Origin of the sequence: Weissella sagaensis (assembly GCF_005405285.1) — a bacterium.
GTDB lineage: Bacteria > Bacillota > Bacilli > Lactobacillales > Lactobacillaceae > Weissella > Weissella sagaensis.
The window spans coordinates 1-22196 of the sequence record NZ_BJDT01000006.1 but is presented as its reverse complement, the minus strand read 5'-3'; the positions used below and the strand labels follow the sequence as shown (position 1 = coordinate 22196).

The window sequence follows — 22196 nt, the reverse complement described above, 5'->3', positions numbered from 1 at the left end:
TAAACTCCTCTATTTGTCATTATGATTCTGATATTAAATATTGTGACCATGCCTGATCAAAAATAGACATACTGTGCAAATACGTCGCATTTTCTTCTAAATATCGTGATACGAAGTCAAAATCATCTGTGTGCTTAGGAAACTGAGTATCATAAAATGCTGCATTAGCAAAATTTTCAACTTCGTCACTTGTCACTGGATTTCGTTGTGTCATTAACCATTGAAAAAATGAACGTCTCATTTATCTGAAAAACCTCCTTTAAATACAAATTTATCGTTTTTGGGATCAATTTGAACGGCTTTAACACGTACACCTTGTACTTTTGGTGCTTTACCTAGATCAATCAATAAGGTTTGCTTATGCGAGTCGAGTATCAACCACTTGGGTAAATCAACCTTTTTGCCAAAATAATTCACAATAAATTTTACTGGTAACGATAATTGACCAACAGCAACTGAATCAGCATGTAATAAAATACCACCATTTTTGGTTACTTCTGGCGTCATTTGCATACCAAAATCAACAGACTGGCCGAATAAACGATACGTCCCGTAAACCATCATGCCTTGTTTTTGCATTTCAAAACGAAATTGTTTACGTAATGACGGATCTGCATTGATATACTTTTCAACTAAAGCATTTAATTCTTTACGACTAATGCTAACTTCAAATGAAGCTTGTCCAATTTCTGGCCTCGTGTCTGTTACATGCTTATGACTTTGTGGCATCAACATTAAAGCAATGCTAATCATAACCAATACTAACAATGTTCCTAAAATACCTTTAAAAACGCCCTGCCTACGTGCCGTTTTAATAAGTACGTCGGCATTTGACCGCATATTATTTTTTGTCATTTATTTTTAACCATTCCTGTTTAGTAGCTGCCATTTTTTTAGCTAACAAAGCGCTCATTTTATCATAACCAATATCATTTGGGTGATAATGATCTTGTGTTGTTATGTAATGATTACGTTCGTTTTGAGTTTTTGCTTGCAACGTTTTTGTAACCATACTATTGTTTAGTGACCCTCGATTAGCTAGCTTAGCAGATGTTCGTAATTTTTCACGTTCTATTTTCGTTGTATATTGGCCGTACGTTAATGTTTTAAAAGTTGAAACATAATAAACCTGTTTATCAGCTGATGCTAAATTAGCATTAATATCATTATAAATCTTAACATCTGCATTTAAATCATCACGATTAGCTAAGTAAACATACAGCGGATTATAATTACCAAATAAATAAATAGGTGCATTTTTATTTTGCTTTTCGATAAATTTAACTAAAGACATCAAATTTTCAGTATAATTTGGCATTGCTTGCGCAACATACTTTGTAACATCTTGTTCAGACTTAGAAAAAATAGCTTTGAATAATGTCTGCTGCAAATCATTACCACCAACAGTCAACGTAATAACATCTGCCTTTTGTAGTTGTTTAATCGCCTTTGGATTAGTCTTAATTCGTTTTAAAATTTGGTCAGACCGATCGCCAGCTTTACCATAATTAGCAGTTTTAACTTTAACATCGTATTCATCAGCAATAATTTGTGCTGTTCTTTTTGTATAACCTTGTTGTGCAGTAGTATCACCTACTCCTTCTGTTAAAGAATCGCCTACTGCAATAAAATTAATTGTTTTTTTATCAGCTGCATGAATGACGCCTGTATTGAATAAAAACACAGCACACATGGCTATTAAACATTGCATCATTTTTTTATACATATCAGCAACTCCTCTCTGAACAAGATAACCTAGTGTATTATTTTACCATATTTACCAAGACACGAAAAATAGCGGGGCGTGACAGCCCCGCTATTTTATAATCATTAACTTTAATTAATTCAATTGATAACTAAAACCAATAGCTGCATCACCAGTATGTGTTGCTACAATTGGTGTCGTTTGTTGTAACACAATTTGTGCATCTGGAAACATTGCCTTTAGTTGTTCACCAAGTTCTTCCCGCTTTTCCGGAATCCCTGCAGTTGAAATCCCAATAGCATGTACACCATTAGGAGCTGCTTGCAAAATATCGGTAATCTTTTTAAAATAAGCTTTCGTTGATTTTGCACCACGGCCTTTTGTTTCAACATTAATATTACCTGAAACAACATGTGCACCAATACGGATATTTAGCATACCTGCTAATAACCCTGCTGTCTTTGATAGCCGACCACCTGCAACTAAATTATCTAACTTTGAGACCATCACATATTGTTCTGTTTTAGCCTTTACAGCCTCAATTTCAGCTAGTACTTCATCACGTGTAGCGCCACTAGCCGCTTTTTTAGCTGCTGCCAAAACGACCATTCCAAGTGAACGGTCAATTAAATCAGAATCAATAACAGTAACATCCCCATCTACCATCATTGCTGCTTGAGAAGCAGCATCAACTGATCCAGATAATCCCTTTGTTAAATGGATTGAAATAACTGATGATCCATCAGCAACTAAAGGCTCGTATACTTCAGTGAACACACCTAAAGCTGGTTGTGAAGTTTGTGGTAAATTTTTGGCTACTGCCATTTTATCCATAAATTCCGCTGGTGATATCGTGATACCATCTTGATACGTCACGCCATCAATAACAATAGTTAATGGAACTGTTGTTATTTGATATTTTTCAATTTCATCAGGCAATAACATTGCCGTCGAATCAGTCACAATTTTTACTTGGGCCATTATTTTTACTTCCCCGTTTTCTCTAATTAAATATACCTAATTATCTCATCTTTAAATTATTTTTTCAATTAACTAATATACAAAAACCCGTAATCTAGTCTTTGTAACTACATTAAAGCTAACATTCTACACAAAAAGCTGTAATCAATAATCTATTAGATAATACCAGCTTTTTTCATTTTAAAGTGAATCCGGATCACGTAACCAAGCTAAAGCAAGTGCTCCTTTTCCTAAATGAGCACCAATCACTGGACCAATATATGAATATTCAATTAGCATATCTGGATATTTTTTTTGCAATTCATCATGCCAAGCTTTACCCGTTACTTCATCGTTTCCTTGAATAACAATAGCACGTAATGGATAATCAGCTTGGCTTTTAGCTTCTGCAAATAATGTTTCTGCTCGCTGCATTGCCTTTTTCATTGATCTGACTTTTTCAAATGGCACAATATGATTTGTTTCATTGTCAAAAGTTAATAGTGGCTTTATTTTTAACATCGTGCCAATAAACGCTGAAGCATTCGATAAACGACCACCGCGAACTAGATTTTGTAAATCGTCAACAATAAAGCATTCATCAACCGTTGCCGACAATACATCTAACGTTTTGATAATTTCAGTAATATCTAGTCCTGCTTGTGCCATTTGAGCAGCCTTCATAACCATATGACCCATTAGACGTACCGTAATCTTTGAATCATAGCCATAAACTTCAAAGTCTTCAACCATATCATTTAAGCTGGCAACCGTGCTAACAGTTCCTGAAATAGTTGATGCTAAATTAATGACCAAAGCACCATCGTAGCCTTCTACTTTTAACTTATCAAATAATGATAACCAAACACCAACTGCTGGTTGTGAAGTTGTTGGAAATTCTGAAGAAGTGGTTAATTTCTCATAGAACTCTTCAGTTGTGATATCAACACCTTCTCGGTAAGTTACGCCATCAATAATAACTGGTATTGAAACGACTTTTATATCATATTTATCAATTTCTTCCTGACTCAAATAAGCAGTTGAGTCAGTTACGACTGCAAGTTTCATTTAATTAAATCCTTTCGAAGCCATTTGACGCCTATCCTAGCGTCAATTAATTACTGATAATATCTATCTTTTATAATCAGTAAAAAAATATTTTAATATGTAAAACGACTTAGTTACTCGGTAAATCATACCATAAATCAAAAATGTTTTCATTTTAGTTCCAAAACTAAAATTTTAAAGCGGTTTCTTCATTGATTTATGTAACCGATTTAACAATATTTGTAACATATTAAGTTCTTCATCAGACCATAATTGAAAAACTCTATCTTGAAAAGATGCATATTTAACATTAGCTTCTTCAAGCGTATCATCTCCTGCTACAGTTAATTCATAATGTAATTGCCGATTCTTGTGGCCAATTGCTGCACTCATAATCAATTCTTTTTTCTGTAATGAATGTAATTGACGCGATAAGGTAGAATGATCTAACCCTGTTTCAATTGATAATTTATCTTGTGTATTAATGTGATTTCTTAACAAATTAAGTAATTTCCATTCGGCAATAGTTATGCCATAATTTTTGGTTATCGTTAATAACACAATTTTATGCTGTTCTTCTGCTTGCTTTAACGCTTCAAAAATTGTTTTCATCTATACAATTCTCCAAAATAATTATTCATTAATCAAACTAGCTATAATGCGATAATTTTAGATCCATGAACCTCTTTAACACCCAACTTTTCAGCAATATTGGCTGCATTTTGGTATGTCACGCCGCCACCTGGCATAATAATCAGCTTGTCAGGCGCCATAGAGACGATTTCTTGTAGATGGTCGATGGTTTCATCTATTTTCTTATTCAACTGTCCACCATGCGTCAAAATGCGAATAACGCCATATTGATATAGCCATTGCAATGCTTGGTCTTGATACGCCTTATCAATTGCATCAAATGCCATATGATATACAACCTGCATTGGTTTTGCCGCTTCAAGTAATTTAATCATATTTTGCTTGTCTAAACGGCCTTTAGCATCGACAATACCAAAAGTAACCATTTTAACCCCTAAACTTTTAAACAATAAAATTGACTGACGCATGCTTTCAATTTCTGCATAATTATAATTAAAATCACCTGCTCGAGGTCTAATCATCACAACCAATTCAACTTTAGCTGCCTGTGCTATATCAACAGCTTGCGCTACTATATGCCATGCTGGCGTTAATCCCCCCAATTCTAAATGAGCATTTAGCTCAACACGATTTATCCCACTAGCAATTGCTAATTTCATGGTAGGTATATCACCCAATGCAATTTCTTTTTTCATGAAACGTCCCCATTATATAATTTTTATTTAATAACTCATCTATTATAAGATACTAAAAAAGGCCGACTAATACACGTGATTAGTCTGACCTTAAGTGTTTTATTAATTATTTTGGCGTAATTTTTGAATGATTCGACTATCCGGCGTTACTGCGATTGTCGTTTGTCCTTCAAAAATAACAAAACCCGGTTTACTACCATTTGGTTTTCTTAGACGACGTACTGGTAGATAATCCACTGGTACATTAGCTGAATCACGTGCTTTAGAAAAGTAAGCTGCTAACATAGCGCCCTCATACAAGGTATCTTGAGAAGGCTCACTACTATGAATAATTACGTGTGATCCTGGAATATCTTTCGTATGTAACCAAATGTCTGATTTATTCGCTGTTTTCATTGATAAACGTTCATTTTGTAAGTTATTTTTACCAACTTCAATTAATGTACCATCACTAGCATAAAATTTTTCTGGCTGGCTGACTTTAGTTTTTTGCTTCTTTTTACTTTGGACACGTAAATAACCTTCTTGCGTTAATTCTTCTCGAATTTCAGCAATATCCTTTGGTGAGGCAATATCAATTTGAGCAATTAACGTTTCAAAGTAATCGACTTCTTTTTGTGCTAAATCAATCTGTGAATTCAAATATTTTACTGAATTTTTCAATTTATTATATTTTGTAAAATACTTTTGCGCATTTTGTGATGGTCCCATTTGATTAGATAATGGAATAGCCATCATCGAGTTATTATCATAATAATTGGGCAATGTAATTTCTGTTGTACCACGCTGTATTTGCGACATATAAGTCGTTAATAGTTCCCCTTTAATTCGGAACTCATCCGCATGGTCGGCATTTTCTAATTCTGCTTGTTGCTTTTTAATTTTATTTTTGTTCTTTTTTAATTCATTTCGCACTGTTCGTAAAACAATTGTTGCTTGTTGTTGTACACGATCATGCTCAGATTTTTCTGAAAAATATGCGTCCAACATCTCGCTAAGCGTATCAAAAGCAACTGTATTACCAGTAAGTGTTAGCCAATCAAATGGTATAAATGCGATACTTTTTTCAGTTGTAATTAACTGCGGTTTGGGGTGATTAAATTTGTCTAACCACTCTTGTACCATTGTCAAAGCATTACCAGACTCTTGTAAAACCGTTGCTAATTCATGTGCCGAATCACGAGCAAAGCCTTGAAAATGATGCTGAATTTCTTTGGCTAAATCATTAACTTTAGGGTTATCTAAAATTAAATTAGCTAAACCATCTAAGCGCCTAAATGGATTAACAACATCTTGTTTTGGTGGTAAAACATACGTGCCACCTGGCATTAAAGTACGTACACGATTTTGATCTGCTGGTACATGCTTAATTAAATCAATAATCTGCTGTGTGGTTTCGTTAACTAAAAACAAATTAGAATGGCGTCCCATCATTTCAAGGATTAGAGTTGTTTGCTCCTCATCACCCAATTCATCACGTCCTGAAGTCACAAAACGAATAATACGATCATTTTCAACTTGTTCTACACGTATTAGTCTTGATCCTTCCAGATGTTTACGTAACATCATTGCAAAATTTGGTGCCGTCTGTGGATTTGTATATTTAATTCGTGAAATTTGTGCACGTGCAAACGACGGATGCGCACTTAATAGTACCGGATAATTTTTTCGATTATTTCGAATAACTAAGAAAATTTCATTTGTGTACGGCTGATGAATTTTCATTATCCGTCCACCAGAAAGTGTCTCATTTAATTCGTTAACCATTGCATGTGTAAATAGTCCATCAAATGACATTTTAGCTTCTTACCCCTTTTCACTGATTGTCTTTTAAAAATAATCGTGATTGTTGCTCGTCTTTTGCCAATTGATCAATAAGTTCTTCCCTATTGGCAAATTTTACTTCACCACGCAAAAAATGATGCCACTTGACTTGGACTGTCTCCCCATAAATGGCATTATGAAAATCAAATAAATTAATTTCCACAGTCTTTGGTCGGTTTTCACCAAAAGTGACATTATAGCCAATTGACGCCATCCCAGGGTACCAATCATCGCCAATTTTCATTTCTACAACGTAAATACCAACACCTGGTAATCTTTCACCAGCAGTTGTTTCAACATTTGCAGTAGGATACCCTAATTCACGACCTCTAGCCTCACCATGAACAATCAGTCCTGTCGTTTCATGGGGACGCAACAATAATCTTTTGGCTTCATCTAAATCACCGTTATCAATCAATTGTCGTGTTCGTGTTGAAGCACTCTCTTGACCGTCCACGTTAACCTGTTGCACTTCAATAACATCAAACCGATTTTCGGCATATACTGGTAAATGTAGCATGTCCGCATTTTTAGGACCATATGTATGATCAAACCCCGCCACAACTGCTGTTGCATGTAGTCCAACCATATATTGGTTAACAAAATCTTGCGGAGCTAATTTTGAAAATTGAGATGTAAAATTCACAACGTAGACAATATCAACTCCTAAAGATGCCAATATTTCCAGTTTTTTTGGTAAAGTTGTTAGATATGTTAGTGGCGTTTTGTACGTTTTAAATGCCACAGATGGATGGTGATCGTAAGTTAAAACCGCTAGTTTAATACCACGTTTTTTCGCTTCTGCTGCTGCTTTTTGTATAACCATCCGGTGTCCTGCATGTACACCGTCAAAAAATCCCATTGCTAACACAATTGGATCTTTCTTGATTTGATCAGGTTTATATGGATGATGCAAATGAATAACTTCCATCGCTAAGACCTTCTTTTCTTTGTATTCAATATACCAATCATAACATAATATAATATTGTGCCATTACTCGATTGAAAAAGTTCGATATGCCCGATACTGATTTTTGTCTTTTCGCCAATGAAAGACTGATTTGACTTCACCATGATACGTCAAAACGATTTTATCTTGTATTGGTTCTAACAAACTAGCTGGTTGACCAATGCCGTGCTTCACTTGTTCCCATTGTTCATCGTTTAATTCAACATGTATAAATTGCTCAACTGCTGTTGAAAGTGGCATTAGCCAATCACCTAATTCATTCTCTAATTGCATCCGATTGGCAATATCGTTAAGACTATGTGCATGTGCAATATCATAACCACCAGCACTAACTCGGGTAAGTTGACTCATAACAGAAGGTACCTTTAGCTGTTTACCTAAGTCAACGGCTAAAGTCCGAATATAGGTTCCCTTAGAGACTCTTGCAACAAATGTAAATGACTGCGTCTGCTTTTGGACATCAAAAACTGGTTCTGACGTCAAATTAAACTCATATATTGTTGCTTGTCGACGTGGTCGTTCCACCGTCTCGCCAGCACGAGCATAATCATACAAGCGACGTCCATTTACTTTTACCGCTGAATACATTGGTGGTATTTGAACGATTTCGCCAGTTAAAGAAGCCATGGCTTCTTTAATCTCATCCACAGAAAATGGTGTCACAATGGCCTTTTTCGCAACAACTTCGCCATCTAAATCTTCCGTCGTTGTTGCAAATCCTAACGTTATTGATCCTGTATAAATTTTCCCTGCTTCTTGTAAAAATTCGATTGTTTTAGTAGCCTTGCCTAAGGCAATTGGCAATACACCATCAACATTTGGATCCAAAGTTCCTGCATGACCAATTTTTTTCATATTTAAAATACGGCGTAATTTAAAAACTACATCATGCGAAGTCATGCCTGTTTCTTTATAAATTGGTAAGATTCCGTCCATGTCATTCTCCTATATCTTAAAACTATATGTATATTAAAGGGTCTCTCATACCACAATTCAGTAGCAAAGAAAGACCCTTTAATTAATTATTTTGACAAATACTCGTTTTAGTTAAAGTATAATCAATTAATCTTGATGTAATTGACGAATTAAATCATCAATCTTATCACCATATTGTACTGATTCGTCTTTAACAAATTTAAGCTCTGGTGTTTTATAGATACGCAACCGTGAACCTAATTCTTTACGAATTAAACCAGTTGCAGCATCAAGTCCATCTGCGGCCTTTTTATTAACAGAAGCCAATTCAGATAACACACTATAAAATATCTTTGCTTGTTGCAAATCACCAGTTACTTCAACGCCGGTTACTGTTACACCTTCTACTCGTGGATCACGAATGCGCTTTAGTAATAAATCATTGACTTCACGTTGAATCTCTTGTTCTAACCGACCAACACGAAAGTTTTGTTGTGCCATATTAACTTCCTCCCATCAATATTGTTATATAACGAGGATTAGCGTGGAATTTCTACCATTTCGTAAGCTTCAATAACATCGCCAACTTTTTCGTCATTGTACTTTTCAATAGTTAGACCGAAATCATAACCGTTCTTAACTTCTTTAACATCGTCCTTGTAACGACGTAGTGAACCGATTTTACCATCAAAAATAACAATACCATCACGAATCAAACGAACTGAGGCGTTGCGGGTAATCTTACCAGACATTACCATACCACCAACAATTGTACCAACCTTAGATACCTTAAATAGATCCCGAACCTCGGCAGTACCAACAACCTTTTCTTCAAATTCTGGGTCCAATTGTCCCTTCATTGCGGCTTCAATTTCATCAATGGCGTTATAAATAACACTGTGTAGACGAATTTCTACCTTATCCGAATCAGCTTGTTGCTTAGCTTGTGGCGTTGGACGTACATTAAATCCAACAATAATAGCACCTGATGCTTCTGCAAGGGTTACGTCAGATTCATTAATCGCACCAACAGCTGTGTGAATAATGTCAACCTTAACACCCTCAACATCAATTTTGTTAAATGAACCAGCTAATGCTTCAACTGAACCTTGAACATCCGCTTTAATAATAACTGGTACAGACTTCATTTGCTTTTCAGCCATCTTATTAAATAGATCTGAAACTGAAACAATATTGTTACGGTTTCGCTCAGCAATAACGGCACGCTTTGCACGTTCTTCACCGGCAGCACGGGCTGTCTTTTCATCTTCAAAGACAACAAAACGATCACCGGCTGATGGCACATCGTTCAACCCAGTAATTTCCACTGGTGTTGATGGCAAAGCCTCCTTCACACGTCGTCCACGGTCGTTTGTCATTGTACGTACTCGTCCGTATGTATTACCAACAACGATTGGGTCACCGACATGCATTGTTCCTTGTTGAACAAGCACAGTTGCAACTGTCCCACGCCCCTTATCCAAACGTGCTTCAACAACTGATCCAGCAGCTTGCTTGTTTGGGTTTGCTTCGAGTTCCAAAACATCTGCTGTCAATAGAATCATTTCTAGTAATTCATCAATATTTTGACCAAACTTGGCTGAAATATTAACAAAGATTGTATCTCCACCCAATGCTTCGGGAATTAATTCATATTGCATTAATTGATTAATAACATTTTCTGGGTTTGCTCCCGGCTTATCAATCTTGTTAACAGCAACAATAATTGGCGTACCGGCAGCCTTGGCGTGGTTGATTGCTTCAACTGTTTGTGGCATAACACCATCATCGGCTGCAACAACCAATACGGTAATATCGGTTATATCTGCCCCACGTGCACGCATTGCAGTAAAGGCTGCGTGCCCAGGCGTATCCAAAAATGTTACAACACGATCATTTAGCTTAGTTTGGTAAGCACCAATATGTTGGGTAATACCCCCAGCTTCACCATCAGTAACATGTGAATTACGTAGGTAATCAAGCAACGTTGTTTTACCATGATCAACGTGTCCCATAATTGTAACAACTGGTGCACGTGGTGACATGTTAGCTTGATCATCATCTTCAAGTTCAAAAAACTTGTCTAAGTCGGCAATATCAACTTCAACTTTTTGTTCAGCTTCAATACCATAATCAGCCGCTAACAATTCAATTGTATCAGCATCTAGTGACTGATTTTGGTTAACCATAACCCCTAACATGAACAATTTCTTGATAATCTCAGTTGCATCTCGATGAATCAACTTAGCAATATCTTGTACGTTCATACCAATTGAATAAACAAGTGTCTCTGGTAATGGTTGTTCCTTACGAACAGTTGGTGCAGGACGGTGTTCATTATTATTACGGTTACGTCCTGGCCCTTTCTTCCCGCGTCGGTTATTGTTACGGTTACCGTTGTTAGTGTTGTTATTATTAAAACGACGGTTTTTATTTTGTGAATTATGGTTGTTGTTTGTGTTATTACGACCGTTGTTACTGTCACTATTAGTACGTGGTTGTCCCCCATTTGCCTTATTTCGTGGCGCTTGAGTATTTTCACGCTTTACATTTTTATTTTGATCACCTGATTGTGACTTTGATGATTGGTTGTTCTTCTTGTTTTTTGCAGCAGTTGTCAATGTTTTAACCGTCTTATCATCTAATGTAGACATATGATTTTTAACTGGTATATTAACCCCATTTGCAATTGACACTAGATCCTTTGATGAAATATTTAAATCTTTTGCCAACTCATAAACTCGCTTGGTCATATAACTTCCTCCTAATTATCTAAGTATCCTCGCATTTTTTTCGCAAATCCTTGATCAGCAACAGCAATAACTGTTCGTGCTAACCCTGTTGCATCACCCAATTCTTGGCGTGTAAATGTCGTTGAAAACGCAATTTTATAACTGTTTGTCTTGTCAGTGAATTTCTTTTTACTTGATTCACCACCATCAGATGCAAAAAATACTAAACTTGCTTTGCCAGAACGGATTGCATTCAAAACTAACTCTTCACCAGTTACTAATTTTCCCGCACGTCTAGCAAGGCCCAATAAGTTTAATAATTTTTGTCTATTTTGCATCACCGAATAACTCCTTACGTGCTGCTTGATGGTCGACATATGCAATTAAGTCATCGTAAAACTGGTCATCAAGTTTTGTTTCAAATACTTTATCAAAAATATGTTTTTTCTTCGCAGTTTCTGCTACTTCAACTGATAGAGAGATGTACGCACCACGACCATTTGCTCGATTTGATGGATCTAAGGTTACTTCACCTTCTGGTGTTCGTACAATACGAACAAGTTCCTTTTTGGGCACCATTTCCCCAGTAACAATATCTTTACGCATTGGAATCTTACGTGGTTTCATAAACGGTATCTCCTATTCTTCTGAATCGTCGTCTAATTCAAATCCTGTATTATAATCATTGGCTTGTTTAAAGACTGGTTGTTCATTAAGCGTCGCAATAACTTCATCACGGGCTGATTCAGGCTTAATATCAATCTTAAATCCAGTTAAACGGGCTGCTAAACGGGCATTTTGACCACGCTTTCCAATAGCCAATGACAATTGATAATCTGGTACAAGAACCGTTGCAGCACGATCGTTATTCTTATCAAAAATAACTTCAACAACTTCAGCTGGATTCAATGAGTTTTTAATAAATGCCGCTGGGTCTTCTGTCCACTCCACAATATCCATATTTTCACCAGATAATTCTGTGACAACGGTTTGAACACGGGCACCGCTTTGTCCAACCATCGTTCCAACTGCATCTAGATTTTCATTGTGCGAGTATACAGCGATTTTTGAACGATCGCCAGCTTCACGAGCAATCGACTTAATCTCAACAGTACCATCAAAAACTTCAGGTACTTCAGCTTCAAACAAACGTTTAACTAAATCCGGGTGCGTCCGTGAAACAAATACTTGTGGGCCCTTCTTTTCATTTTGCACTTGTGCAACCAAAACCTTAATTTTATCACCCATTTGGTATGACTCACTAGGCATTTGATCAGTTGGCTTCATTGCAGCCATTTGATTTCCAGGCAAAATAATATATAGATAGCGAGAGTCTTCACGTTCGACTTCTCCAGTAACAATTTCATCTTCATAGCCAACAAAATTATCATAAACAGCACCACGCTCTGCTTCACGTACTTTTTGCATAATAATTTGCTTGGCAGTTTGTGCTGCTAAACGACCAAAGTCTTTTGGCGTGACTTCAAAACGAATTTCATCCCCAACTTCATACGCTTTGTTAATATCAAGAGCTTCTTCCAAAGTAATTTGTTCGTAAGGTTCATCAATTTCATCAACAACCGTTTTTACTGCGTAGACTTTGATATTTCCTTTTTTATTGTCAAATTGTACTTCAACATTTTGTGATTCGTCATAGTTTTTTTCATAAGCCTTTTTCAAAGCTTCTTCAAGAGCTTCAATTAAAACTTCCGCTTTAATTCCCTTCTCTTCTTCTAATGCATCAAGTGCTGATACTAATTCCTTACTCATTTTGTTTCTCCGTATTTTTAAAAATCATTTGATTGTCTTGCTTGGGCTACTGCACGACGTGGAATAACAAACTCACTATCATCATCATTTTTAATAACTAAATTATCATCTGTTATCTGACTTAATTCACCCGAAAATTCTTTTTGACCATCAATTTTTTGATAGGTTGAGACATGTACTAGTTTATTAAGTGCCCACTCATAATCTTCACCGCTTACCAATATGCGATCTTGACTCACTGAAAGTCGAGCTGATTTTACATTAGTAAGTGGTATATTAATGAGCTGATGTTTAGCCTTTGAAAATACATCCAATGTTAGTTCATCGTCAACAAATGAAACTAGTTGACCAATATAATTATCAACATCAAAAGATGTCACTGATAATTCAACCTCAATAAATTTTCCAATTGCCCACAAATAATTTTGTGGTTGTTTTAATTCACGATCTGCCCCTGGTGATGAGACATCCAGAAGGTATGCTTGTGGGAATGGATCAGGCGTAATACTGTCTAGTTCCTCGCTAATGACCTCGGTTAACATCACCAAGTCATCCATATTAATTTCACCTGCAACACGATCTACAAATACACGAAGAACAAAATCACCTTCTTGTTTCTCATACAGAACATCCCATAAATCAAAACCTTTTTTAACTAATACAGGTTTTAAAATTGCTTGAACATCCTCTATAACTTTCGCCATTCTAAACCTCCCTTCATTTATCTTTTCTAATTAACTTAATAAACTCCTTAAAAAAATGAGCGGCCGAGAAAAAATCCGGCCACTCAATTAAGAGCATATTCAATAACAATTTTAATTCTATCATGAATCCACTAAGTAGGCAAGTAACAGGCCTTATACGCCAAATTAGTGCATCATAAATTTATCAATAAATAATTTTGCAACATTAAAATAAATGATAACAGAAGTTAAATCAGATAGTGTCGAAATAAATGGTCCTGAAGCAACCGCTGGATCAACACCAATTTTGTCCATAATCATTGGAATAAATGCCCCTGCAACATTGGCAACCAAAATGGCAACACCCATTGCTAAGCCAACTGCAATTCCTAACAACAAATTATGCTTCCAAACCAAAATGACTAAGAAAATAGTCACCCCTGCAATGATTCCAATCATTAACCCAATCAAAATTTCTACTATCAACGATTTAAATAAGGTTTTTTTCTCTTTCAAGGCAATTCTTCTGACTGCAACAGCCAATGATTGCGTACCAGCATTTCCTGCAGTTCCAGTAATCAATGAAATAAAAACTGCTAAAATTGAGGTTTCGGCAACTAGATAATTATATCCATCAATAACTGAAGCGGTCCCCATCCCCAAGAAAATTAACCCTATTAACCATGGTAAACGTTTTAACGCTGATTTTAAAGGATTATCTTCTAACGTTACCACATCAACACCAGCTAGACGAGAATAGTCTTCAGCAGCCTCAGCATCAATAACGTCAACAATATCGTCAACTGTAATCATACCAATCATATTTCGCTTTGCGACAACCGGCAATGCAACAAAATTATAATCTGCCATAATTTTAGCAACATCTTCTTGATCATCAATTGGACCAACCGTAATTAAATTGGTGTCCATTACTTCGGATATTTTAGCGGTATCAGGCCAAATAATCAATGATTTTAATGAAATTACACCAACTAAGGCGCCATCATCATCAAGTACATAAATATAATTGATTTGTTCAGCACCCTGTGCAGCTTCTTTGACAATAACCATGGCTTCGCCAATTGTCAAATTTTGATTAATCGAAATAAACTCTGTACTCATCAAAGAACCAGCAGTATCATCTTCATACTTTAATAAGCGTTTAATTTCATCCATATTATCTTTGGGCATCAAAGATAAATACATAGCCATTTCTTCTGGTTCAACCTGAGATAATAAATCAACTGCGTTATCAGTATACATATCGGCTAGCATATTTGCTGCATAACGAGGTGACATTTCTGACAAAAGATTTTCAAAATCTACATCTTCTGGATCAATTTCATCAAAAATATCAGCTAATTCTGTGGGCGTTACCCATTCAATAATTTGATGGCGCAATTGCGTTGTTAGTGACACGTAAAAAACGGCCTGATCATATGTGTGTAATTCATCAAAACTATCTAAAAAAGCATTTTTTTCATTATTTTCAATGTAAAATACTAGATGATTAGCCTGATCTGATAATTCATCGCGTATCGTTAAATCTTGTAATGTTTCCTTCATCTTCTCCCCATACTGTTACAATTTGTCAATTTCCTCTACTGACATATCATTTAATAAAATTCCTTTTAAATCTGCTGGTACAGCACTGTTTACGTGTAATTTCTTTTGAATAAAAGGATCATAAAACTCTAACCAATATGCATGTAATGCCTGCCTTGCAATTCCTCTATCCATTGGACCACCATAAATTTCATCCCCAATTAATGGGTGACCAATATACTTAAAGTGCACTCTAATTTGATGTGTTCTACCAGTATGTAATTGGACTTGAACCAATGTTTGATTAGGCATTCTTTTAACAACCCAATATTCAGTTTGGGATGAGCGGCCATCTTCTCTTACTTCTCGGCGAATGAAATCATTATCCATCCGACCAATGGGAGCATCAATGAAGCCATGATCATCATCCAAAACACCATCAACAATTGCATAGTAACGTTTATCAACGGTATGCGTTTGTAGTTGCTTATCTAATAAGCCATGGGCAAAACGATGCTTTGCTAGCAAGGCCACCCCTGATGTGAATCTATCCAACCTTGTTACAACATGCGGCACAAGATCCTCTGCCCCGGTTGAAATCAGATATCCTTTAACACGATTAACCATTGTTGTTTCACGATCAGCTTTACCCGGAACAGACGTAATCCCTGCTTCTTTATCTACCAATAACCAATTTTCATCTTCAAACAAAATTTTGATTGGTAAATTAGATGCAGCAACAACTGCATTTGACGTTTCTGGTGGCATATTAACTTCAACCACCCCACCAGGTTCAACCTCGTCCAGAGTTAGAACTGGTTTTTGATTTAATAATACTTGTCCACCACCACGTTTAATGATTGAAAACATACGATGTGAAACACCACGCTGAGCCAAAAATGTTTTGATTCGTAATGTTTCATCGCTTTGATTTTGCCAACTAAAATGGGCCAATTTATTTTACCTCCGTGCCAATAAAACTAGCCTGCACACGATGCCAAAAATGCATGTGCCGATACTCAGCAAATTGAATTTTTTGATTTGCAACTTTAAATGAAATCCAGTCAATATTAGAAGAAATTTTATTTAAATGATCATAGCTAAATGTAACTGCTGAACCATCATTTTCTAATTGAATTTTGATAACTTCATGATTTCCAATAATTAAAGGTGATCCCAACGTTCGAAATACTCGACTATTGATTGAAGCAATTTCTGCTAATTGAATAGCTTGTAAACTTGGATGCATCACGGCACCACCAATTGCTTTGTTATAAGCGGTTGACCCAGTCGGTGTTGAGGCTGTTAAGCCGTCACCACGAAAGCGTTCAAATAATTCATTTTGAATATAGACATCTGCAACTAACGTACCAAGTGGTCGCTTGATTGCCGCTTCATTTAAAGCTAATACCGTTTCTTCGTGTCCATCTGTATAATGCAAAGTTGCATTTAATAGCGGATACTTCACTGTTTTAGCCGTTGTTTCTTGATTGATTAAACTTTCAACTAATTCATCTAATTCAAAATATTGCCAATCTGCATAGAAGCCTAAATGACCAGTATGCACACCGATAAATCTAATTTTGTCTAATTGATTTGTATAATGATGAAATGCACCTAACAGAGTACCATCACCACCAACAGTAATAACCACTTCTGGATTCTCATCGTCAAATATTACCTTACCATTACTCCGTACAGCTAACTTGTCTTTTAACAATGAGACAACAGCACGTGAATGTGGCACATTATTACTATATATAGAAATCTTCATATAGTAGTCCATCCTTTATTTTTAACTATCTTGCGGTGTATCTATCGTATTTGCCAGGCCATTGTGTAATTGCGAAAACAATTTATCAACTTCCATACTTAATGTCGCTGCCTTTTTTAATTTTTCTGACATTTCAGGTGTATAATCACCATCATATTTATAATTAATAGCGTGCTCAATTGTTGCCCAGACATTCATTTGCATCGTTCGAACTTGAATTTCAGCTAATAATTTCTTTTCACCACTACTTAATTGTACTGGATATTCAATGACAATATGGTATGAACGATATCCTGACGGTTTTTCGTTAGTAACATAGTCTCGCTCTTCTAAAATCACGATATCCTTACGCTGACGTAATAAGTCAACTACCTTATAAATATCTTCAGTAAACTGCGTCATAATACGCACACCGGCTAAATCTTCCATATCTTGTTCAATACGATCCACACTAATATGACGACGAACAAGCTTTTCTTCAATGGCTGAAATTTCTTTGACACGCCCAGTTACAAATTCAATGGGTGTGTGAATACCTTCTATTTCAAATTCAGAACGCATTCCCCGTAACTTCACTTTTAATTCATCAACTGTCTGAACATATGGCTGTAACAGTTTTTCCCATTCTTCACGTGTCATTTCCAAACCCCCAAATTATTTGCTTTGTGTCTAATCGTTACAAAATCTGTAGCTTATCATAATATTACCAAACGACTAATACTGAAAGCACAAGCTATAAGCAAAAAAATTGTCGGACTCAGTCCAAAAATTATATAATCAAATTAGCTTGATATAACAAATAACACAATGACTTAATTTTACAATTAGTATGCGGTTCTTACCAGTATTATTTAAATAATAATCTTAACCAACTTTTTTTAATTAATCATGTTATATTGAGTAAAGCAATTATAGACACACTAGTAATAATAGCGTACCATTATTTGGTATGTAAAAAATGTTTTTGGAGGTTGTCGCTTGTCATGTTAGAAGTGTACCACTTCGTAACCCCACTTTCGTCTGATAGTATTCTATCAGAAAAGAAAGTCACTCATTATATTAAGCAAACCTCACAGTTTGTTTCTTACCGTATGATACCCGTTGTTACAATGCAATCAGTCAGAGATACTTATCTAGAATTAAAGCGACATAATCAATTAAAAGTTGACTATGCTACTGTGGCTCGAAATTTATCACAACTTGCATTAGATACAAAAGCTGTGCAGTCGCAAGGTAAAAAAGCGGCTAGGATATTCTATGCAAAAATGCAGGAATTACTCTTAAATAACACACCCTATTCTACATCATTAGTACTCACAACTTTGTCTAAATTAAATTTAGATACTAATCTTTTTTTAGAAGATTATAATACACCTGCTACCATGCTAGCTTTGCAGCAAGATCAAAATATGGCAGCAACTATGGATATTACTAATTATCCAACAATGATTGTTTGTGACTCCAAACAAGAAAAATATGCGTTTAAAACGTCAGACTTTTCAACTAGTGGATTATCACTCATTTTTGATCCTGTTCATCAATCAAATGGGTTAACTGCTACCCCTCATTTAATTAATTATGAAGAAGGTAGTAATTAACATTCAAAAAAATTACGTAGATGCCATGAAAACATGCTATCTACGTAATTTTTATTTAACGATTAAATTCAAATACTAATTCTGGTACTGGTTGCATATCACGTGTGTAAAACTGAACATGAAATGTTTCAGGTTCGACTGATAAAATAGCATACGTTCCTTTTAAATAGGCATAGGTACCCTTAGGTAATGAAATTGATCCTGGATTAATAAATAATTTACCATCAATCATTTCAGCACCTAGCATATGCGTATGGCCTGAAGTAACGACGTCAACATCTTTTGGCGCAACCACTTCCCTTAAATGATTAAGTGATACTTCAGTGTGCACAAGATGCCCATGTGTTTGATAAAGCTTTAAATATTTATCTTGGTAATCACGGTCATCAGGAAACATTGGGTCACTATCCATATTACCAATAACAGGTAGTAAAGTATCAAACAATTCGTCTGATCGTTTCAATTCAGAATCACCGTTGTAAAACATTGCTTTAACATGGCCTTGATAGTGATTTACGATATCCAATAAAATTTGACAATCGCCATGTGTATCAGAAATAATTAAATAATCCATTTTTAATCCTCCCACCATTCTTTAAAGACTGTTATGAACTTACGCAAGGCATTCCCACGATGTGAAACTTCATTCTTTTCTGTAGGTGTCATTTCGGCAAAAGTTTTATCTAACTTATCATAATAAAATAAGGGATCATAACCAAAATCATTATCACCACGAAATTCTGTTAAAATATGGCCATTAACTGCACCATCAATGACAATTTTTTCCCCGGAAGGTTTTAAACCAACAATGACTGTATGGAAAGTTGCTGTACGCTTAGGAAATGGCACATTAATTAATTCAGCAAGTAATTTTTTATTATTAGCCAAATCATTATGGTCTCCCGCATATCTAGCAGAATGCACTCCTGGAGCACCATGTAATGCATCCACACTCAAACCTGAATCATCAGCGACGACAGGTAAATGATAAAATTGAGCAATTGTTTGTGCTTTAATCGTCGCATTCTCCTCAAATGTTGCCCCATTTTCTTCTATTTCAGGAACCCCATTTAAATCAAGTAATGAAATAACTTCAACGCCGAATGGTGTCAAAAACTCACGAAATTCACGAATTTTACCATTGTTTTTTGATGCAAAAATTATTTTTGCCATTTTAAATACTCCTATTTAATTATCGATTACTTATTAAGTATTAAACAACCATCTTGGATATCCAAATGTTGGACATCTAAATGGGTTGTTTGGAGCCAGCCTTGTGCTAACTTTGCAAAGGTTTTTTGATTACCCGTCGTATAATATTCATCGTGGTTTTGTGAGGTAATCATTAACGGTTCATGCTGTATATCTTGTTCTTTTAAAACATTAGTAACAACTGATACTGCAGCTGCACCAGCATCAACAAGTTGCACTTGTTTACCCACTGCACGTTGAATATATGGTGCTAATAATGGGAAGTGTGTACAGCCAAGGACTAATGTATCAATATTACCTTGTTTAATCGGCGATAATATTTTTGTTATTTCCTGTTGTATTTCAACTGTTTCTTTAACAGGCTGTTCAGCAATTTCAACCAATCGTGGCACTGCTAATTGTGTAATATGATTAGCTTTATTTACTTGCTTTAAACCATTGTAATACGCTAGTGAATTAACCGTACCTTGTGTGGCAATTACACCAATTTCATGAGTTTTCGTCACTTTATTTGCCGTTTGAACACCAGGTTGTATAACCCCGATTACTGGTATGTCTAAATTAGCGGTCAATTCATCTAACGCTGCCGCTGTGGCAGTATTGCATGCTATCACTAATAATTTAATGTCTTTATTCGTCAAAAAATTTGCCAATTCCCATGTAAATTTTTTGACTTCTTTAGGTTGTCTTGGTCCATATGGCATTCTAGCAGTATCACCAACATAATATACTTGTTCGTTTGGTAATTGCTCTAGTGCTTTTTTAACAACAGACAAGCCACCTATGCCAGAATCTATATAACCTATTGCTCGGTTATCCATTATAATCACTTCTTTCAAAAAATTATTAAAAAAATTATTTGTTACTTATCGCAAACTCAAATAATTCTTGTGGTGTTTTAAAAACATAATCAGCTTGATTATTAAAAATCATTTGATCACGCACTCCCCAAGCAGCCATACCAAACTTTATACCAGCATTGTGTGCTGCTTGCATATCATGAATAGAATCACCAACATACATTGCAGATTGCGGATCAGCGTGTAAATCACTTAATGATTTTAAAATTGGATCAGGCGCTGGTTTCATTTTAGGTGTTTCACCAGCAAATACAAACCGATCAAAATATTTTGCAAAATCAAATTGACTGGTATTACTTGTAAACTCTTCTTTTGTATTAGATGTTACTATTCCAAGGATGAATTTATTCGCTTTTAGCTTTGCTAACATTTCGTCTACGCCGCTAAACACTTTTACTTCGTGCCAAAAATCTTCATAATGACTTTGCCATTCCAATTGCATTTTTTCGGGCTCAGGTGCATCCATTTTAATTAAGCCGTCTAATGAAGGTAATCCAAAAACTTTATATACTTCTTCATATGATTTTTCAATACCTCTATCCTTAAATGTTTGAATAAGAGATTGCATATACATAGCCTCAGTACTTAATAAAGTACCATCCACATCAAAAATAATTGTTTTCATAGTTCCCCCAAAATAATTGATACTACTCATTATATAACACTAGTAAAATTCATGCATCTGAGTAGTAAATTTAATATTTGTGATGTTAATTTAAAGTAAAAAAAATCTCTAAAAACCTCCATCAGAGAATTTTAGAGATAATCATAAGTAAGCGGACGACGGGAATCGAACCCGCATTCCCAGCTTGGAAGGCTGGAGCACTAGCCATTGTACTACATCCGCATTATGACATATCGCGGCGGGGGGGATCGAACCCTCGACCTCCCGGGTATGAACCGGACGCTCTAGCCAGCTGAGCTACACCGCGAACTATGACAATTATATGCCATATAATCGGGACGACAGGATTCGAACCTGCGACCCCCTGGTCCCAAACCAGGTGCTCTACCAAGCTGAGCTACGTCCCGAAAATTTAACAACTATTCTATTGTTAATGCACCTAGAAGGATTCGAACCTTCAACCTTCTGATTCGTAGTCAGACACTCTATCCAGTTGCGCTATAGGTGCAATATATAATGGGTCGTCTGGGGCTCGAACCCAGGACCCATGGATTAAAAGTCCACTGCTCTACCAACTGAGCTAACGACCCAATGGACGTTACAGGGATCGAACCTGTGACCCCCTGCTTGTAAGGCAGGTGCTCTCCCAGCTGAGCTAAACGTCCATATTGCATCGCGACGTCCTAT

General features: G+C 35.9%; 25 protein-coding genes and 6 tRNA genes. 1 reads left to right on the top strand and 30 read right to left on the bottom strand.

What is annotated here, in order from left to right:
* Positions 1 to 19: 19 nt before the first annotated feature.
* From FFM55_RS06825 to FFM55_RS06730, 20 genes are all read right to left on the bottom strand, one after another.
* Positions 20 to 241 (bottom strand): YozE family protein, encoded by a 222-nt coding sequence (locus tag FFM55_RS06825; RefSeq protein WP_042492488.1) that lies wholly within the window; start codon positions 239 to 241, stop codon positions 20 to 22.
* Positions 238 to 855, bottom strand: a complete 618-nt coding sequence (locus FFM55_RS06820; RefSeq protein WP_081839285.1) for a YpmS family protein — start codon at positions 853 to 855, stop codon at positions 238 to 240. The genes FFM55_RS06825 and FFM55_RS06820 overlap by 4 nt, the downstream gene beginning before the upstream one ends.
* Positions 842 to 1726: a GDSL-type esterase/lipase family protein gene (locus FFM55_RS06815; protein WP_052348383.1), complete on the bottom strand. Its 885-nt coding sequence runs from the start codon at positions 1724 to 1726 to the stop codon at positions 842 to 844. Before FFM55_RS06815 ends, FFM55_RS06820 begins: the two co-directional genes overlap by 14 nt.
* Before the next feature lie 114 nt (positions 1727 to 1840).
* Positions 1841 to 2686: a DegV family protein gene (gene fakB / locus FFM55_RS06810; RefSeq protein ID WP_042492486.1), complete on the bottom strand. Its 846-nt coding sequence runs from the start codon at positions 2684 to 2686 to the stop codon at positions 1841 to 1843.
* Between the two features lie 180 nt (positions 2687 to 2866).
* Positions 2867 to 3733 carry a DegV family protein gene (gene fakB, locus FFM55_RS06805; protein WP_042492484.1) on the bottom strand — a complete coding sequence of 289 codons (867 nt, stop codon included), beginning with the start codon at positions 3731 to 3733 and terminating at the stop codon, positions 2867 to 2869.
* Positions 3734 to 3907: 174 nt separating this feature from the next.
* On the bottom strand, positions 3908 to 4324 hold the full coding sequence (locus FFM55_RS06800; protein ID WP_042492482.1) for a MarR family winged helix-turn-helix transcriptional regulator: 417 nt from the start codon (positions 4322 to 4324) through the stop codon (positions 3908 to 3910).
* A gap of 41 nt (positions 4325 to 4365) precedes the next feature.
* Complete coding sequence (locus FFM55_RS06795) at positions 4366 to 5001, bottom strand: copper homeostasis protein CutC (protein ID WP_042492480.1); 636 nt, start codon at positions 4999 to 5001, stop codon at positions 4366 to 4368.
* Positions 5002 to 5103: 102 nt separating this feature from the next.
* The gene (locus FFM55_RS06790) at positions 5104 to 6798 is read right to left on the bottom strand and encodes an NFACT RNA binding domain-containing protein (RefSeq protein ID WP_137600764.1); all 1695 of its coding nucleotides are present in this window, start codon (positions 6796 to 6798) and stop codon (positions 5104 to 5106) included.
* 19 nt (positions 6799 to 6817) lie between these two features.
* Positions 6818 to 7756, bottom strand: coding sequence for a riboflavin biosynthesis protein RibF (ribF, locus tag FFM55_RS06785; RefSeq protein WP_042492476.1), 939 nt, complete (start codon positions 7754 to 7756; stop codon positions 6818 to 6820).
* A gap of 63 nt (positions 7757 to 7819) precedes the next feature.
* Positions 7820 to 8731, bottom strand: coding sequence for a tRNA pseudouridine(55) synthase TruB (gene truB / locus FFM55_RS06780; protein WP_042492474.1), 912 nt, complete (start codon positions 8729 to 8731; stop codon positions 7820 to 7822).
* 126 nt (positions 8732 to 8857) lie between these two features.
* Positions 8858 to 9211: a 30S ribosome-binding factor RbfA gene (gene rbfA / locus FFM55_RS06775; protein ID WP_042492471.1), complete on the bottom strand. Its 354-nt coding sequence runs from the start codon at positions 9209 to 9211 to the stop codon at positions 8858 to 8860.
* Between the two features lie 38 nt (positions 9212 to 9249).
* Entirely contained in the window at positions 9250 to 11463 is a 2214-nt protein-coding gene (infB, locus tag FFM55_RS06770) for a translation initiation factor IF-2 (RefSeq protein WP_042492469.1), read from the bottom strand.
* 11 nt (positions 11464 to 11474) lie between these two features.
* Positions 11475 to 11780, bottom strand: a complete 306-nt coding sequence (locus tag FFM55_RS06765; protein ID WP_137600763.1) for a YlxQ-related RNA-binding protein — start codon at positions 11778 to 11780, stop codon at positions 11475 to 11477.
* Positions 11770 to 12069 carry an RNase P modulator RnpM gene (gene rnpM / locus FFM55_RS06760; RefSeq protein ID WP_042492466.1) on the bottom strand — a complete coding sequence of 100 codons (300 nt, stop codon included), beginning with the start codon at positions 12067 to 12069 and terminating at the stop codon, positions 11770 to 11772. The genes FFM55_RS06765 and rnpM overlap by 11 nt, the downstream gene beginning before the upstream one ends.
* A gap of 12 nt (positions 12070 to 12081) precedes the next feature.
* A complete protein-coding gene (gene nusA, locus FFM55_RS06755; protein WP_042492464.1) occupies positions 12082 to 13212 on the bottom strand; it encodes a transcription termination factor NusA in 1131 nt (376 codons plus the stop codon).
* Between the two features lie 17 nt (positions 13213 to 13229).
* Entirely contained in the window at positions 13230 to 13916 is a 687-nt protein-coding gene (locus FFM55_RS06750) for a ribosome maturation factor RimP (protein ID WP_042492462.1), read from the bottom strand.
* Between the two features lie 165 nt (positions 13917 to 14081).
* On the bottom strand, positions 14082 to 15461 hold the full coding sequence (gene mgtE, locus FFM55_RS06745) for a magnesium transporter (RefSeq protein WP_137600762.1): 1380 nt from the start codon (positions 15459 to 15461) through the stop codon (positions 14082 to 14084).
* Positions 15462 to 15476: 15 nt separating this feature from the next.
* On the bottom strand, positions 15477 to 16394 hold the full coding sequence (locus FFM55_RS06740) for an RluA family pseudouridine synthase (RefSeq protein WP_042492458.1): 918 nt from the start codon (positions 16392 to 16394) through the stop codon (positions 15477 to 15479).
* Position 16395: 1 nt separating this feature from the next.
* On the bottom strand, positions 16396 to 17214 hold the full coding sequence (locus FFM55_RS06735; RefSeq protein ID WP_042492456.1) for an NAD kinase: 819 nt from the start codon (positions 17212 to 17214) through the stop codon (positions 16396 to 16398).
* Positions 17215 to 17235: 21 nt separating this feature from the next.
* Positions 17236 to 17853 carry a GTP pyrophosphokinase gene (locus FFM55_RS06730; RefSeq protein ID WP_042492453.1) on the bottom strand — a complete coding sequence of 206 codons (618 nt, stop codon included), beginning with the start codon at positions 17851 to 17853 and terminating at the stop codon, positions 17236 to 17238.
* Between the two features lie 344 nt (positions 17854 to 18197).
* Here FFM55_RS06730 and FFM55_RS06725 point away from each other — a divergent pair, with 344 nt between their 5' ends.
* Positions 18198 to 18812 carry a DsbA family protein gene (locus tag FFM55_RS06725; protein WP_052348382.1) on the top strand — a complete coding sequence of 205 codons (615 nt, stop codon included), beginning with the start codon at positions 18198 to 18200 and terminating at the stop codon, positions 18810 to 18812.
* A gap of 55 nt (positions 18813 to 18867) precedes the next feature.
* On the opposite strand, the gene FFM55_RS06720 is transcribed toward FFM55_RS06725, so the two are convergent.
* The 10 genes from FFM55_RS06720 to FFM55_RS06675 form a co-directional block, all read right to left on the bottom strand.
* The gene (locus FFM55_RS06720; protein ID WP_042492452.1) at positions 18868 to 19386 is read right to left on the bottom strand and encodes a YfcE family phosphodiesterase; all 519 of its coding nucleotides are present in this window, start codon (positions 19384 to 19386) and stop codon (positions 18868 to 18870) included.
* A 2-nt stretch (positions 19387 to 19388) separates the two neighbouring features.
* Positions 19389 to 19985 carry an XTP/dITP diphosphatase gene (locus FFM55_RS06715; protein ID WP_042492450.1) on the bottom strand — a complete coding sequence of 199 codons (597 nt, stop codon included), beginning with the start codon at positions 19983 to 19985 and terminating at the stop codon, positions 19389 to 19391.
* A gap of 26 nt (positions 19986 to 20011) precedes the next feature.
* Entirely contained in the window at positions 20012 to 20845 is an 834-nt protein-coding gene (gene murI, locus FFM55_RS06710) for a glutamate racemase (RefSeq protein ID WP_137600761.1), read from the bottom strand.
* Positions 20846 to 20879: 34 nt separating this feature from the next.
* Positions 20880 to 21509 (bottom strand): HAD family hydrolase, encoded by a 630-nt coding sequence (locus tag FFM55_RS06705; RefSeq protein WP_042492444.1) that lies wholly within the window; start codon positions 21507 to 21509, stop codon positions 20880 to 20882.
* A 150-nt stretch (positions 21510 to 21659) separates the two neighbouring features.
* A tRNA-Gly gene (locus tag FFM55_RS06700) sits at positions 21660 to 21731 on the bottom strand.
* Positions 21732 to 21742: 11 nt separating this feature from the next.
* A tRNA-Met gene (locus FFM55_RS06695) sits at positions 21743 to 21816 on the bottom strand.
* A gap of 26 nt (positions 21817 to 21842) precedes the next feature.
* Positions 21843 to 21916: transfer RNA gene (locus FFM55_RS06690), tRNA-Pro, on the bottom strand.
* A 27-nt stretch (positions 21917 to 21943) separates the two neighbouring features.
* Positions 21944 to 22017, bottom strand: a tRNA-Arg gene (locus tag FFM55_RS06685).
* Between the two features lie 9 nt (positions 22018 to 22026).
* A tRNA-Lys gene (locus tag FFM55_RS06680) sits at positions 22027 to 22099 on the bottom strand.
* 2 nt (positions 22100 to 22101) lie between these two features.
* A tRNA-Val gene (locus FFM55_RS06675) sits at positions 22102 to 22174 on the bottom strand.
* Positions 22175 to 22196: the final 22 nt, after the last annotated feature.

Bases quoted from the DNA above. Each gene is read 5' to 3' on its own strand.
- infB (WP_042492469.1), bottom strand. From the start codon at position 11,463: ATGACCAAGCGAGTTTATGAGTTGGCAAAAGATTTAAATATTTCATCA.
- FFM55_RS06720 (WP_042492452.1), bottom strand. From the start codon at position 19,386: ATGGATTATTTAATTATTTCTGATACACATGGCGATTGTCAAATTTTA.
- ribF (WP_042492476.1), bottom strand. From the start codon at position 7,756: ATGGAAGTTATTCATTTGCATCATCCATATAAACCTGATCAAATCAAG.
- FFM55_RS06715 (WP_042492450.1), bottom strand. From the start codon at position 19,985: ATGGCAAAAATAATTTTTGCATCAAAAAACAATGGTAAAATTCGTGAA.
- FFM55_RS06820 (WP_081839285.1), bottom strand. From the start codon at position 855: ATGACAAAAAATAATATGCGGTCAAATGCCGACGTACTTATTAAAACG.
- FFM55_RS06725 (WP_052348382.1), top strand. From the start codon at position 18,198: ATGTTAGAAGTGTACCACTTCGTAACCCCACTTTCGTCTGATAGTATT.
- FFM55_RS06735 (WP_042492456.1), bottom strand. From the start codon at position 17,214: ATGAAGATTTCTATATATAGTAATAATGTGCCACATTCACGTGCTGTT.
- fakB (WP_042492484.1), bottom strand. From the start codon at position 3,733: ATGAAACTTGCAGTCGTAACTGACTCAACTGCTTATTTGAGTCAGGAA.
- FFM55_RS06705 (WP_042492444.1), bottom strand. From the start codon at position 21,509: ATGAAAACAATTATTTTTGATGTGGATGGTACTTTATTAAGTACTGAG.
- FFM55_RS06800 (WP_042492482.1), bottom strand. From the start codon at position 4,324: ATGAAAACAATTTTTGAAGCGTTAAAGCAAGCAGAAGAACAGCATAAA.
- FFM55_RS06765 (WP_137600763.1), bottom strand. From the start codon at position 11,780: ATGCAAAATAGACAAAAATTATTAAACTTATTGGGCCTTGCTAGACGT.
- FFM55_RS06730 (WP_042492453.1), bottom strand. From the start codon at position 17,853: ATGACACGTGAAGAATGGGAAAAACTGTTACAGCCATATGTTCAGACA.
- rbfA (WP_042492471.1), bottom strand. From the start codon at position 9,211: ATGGCACAACAAAACTTTCGTGTTGGTCGGTTAGAACAAGAGATTCAA.
- murI (WP_137600761.1), bottom strand. From the start codon at position 20,845: ATGGATAACCGAGCAATAGGTTATATAGATTCTGGCATAGGTGGCTTG.
- FFM55_RS06795 (WP_042492480.1), bottom strand. From the start codon at position 5,001: ATGAAAAAAGAAATTGCATTGGGTGATATACCTACCATGAAATTAGCA.
- mgtE (WP_137600762.1), bottom strand. From the start codon at position 15,461: ATGAAGGAAACATTACAAGATTTAACGATACGCGATGAATTATCAGAT.
- truB (WP_042492474.1), bottom strand. From the start codon at position 8,731: ATGGACGGAATCTTACCAATTTATAAAGAAACAGGCATGACTTCGCAT.
- fakB (WP_042492486.1), bottom strand. From the start codon at position 2,686: ATGGCCCAAGTAAAAATTGTGACTGATTCGACGGCAATGTTATTGCCT.
- FFM55_RS06815 (WP_052348383.1), bottom strand. From the start codon at position 1,726: ATGTATAAAAAAATGATGCAATGTTTAATAGCCATGTGTGCTGTGTTT.
- rnpM (WP_042492466.1), bottom strand. From the start codon at position 12,069: ATGAAACCACGTAAGATTCCAATGCGTAAAGATATTGTTACTGGGGAA.
- FFM55_RS06750 (WP_042492462.1), bottom strand. From the start codon at position 13,916: ATGGCGAAAGTTATAGAGGATGTTCAAGCAATTTTAAAACCTGTATTA.
- nusA (WP_042492464.1), bottom strand. From the start codon at position 13,212: ATGAGTAAGGAATTAGTATCAGCACTTGATGCATTAGAAGAAGAGAAG.
- FFM55_RS06790 (WP_137600764.1), bottom strand. From the start codon at position 6,798: ATGTCATTTGATGGACTATTTACACATGCAATGGTTAACGAATTAAAT.
- FFM55_RS06825 (WP_042492488.1), bottom strand. From the start codon at position 241: ATGAGACGTTCATTTTTTCAATGGTTAATGACACAACGAAATCCAGTG.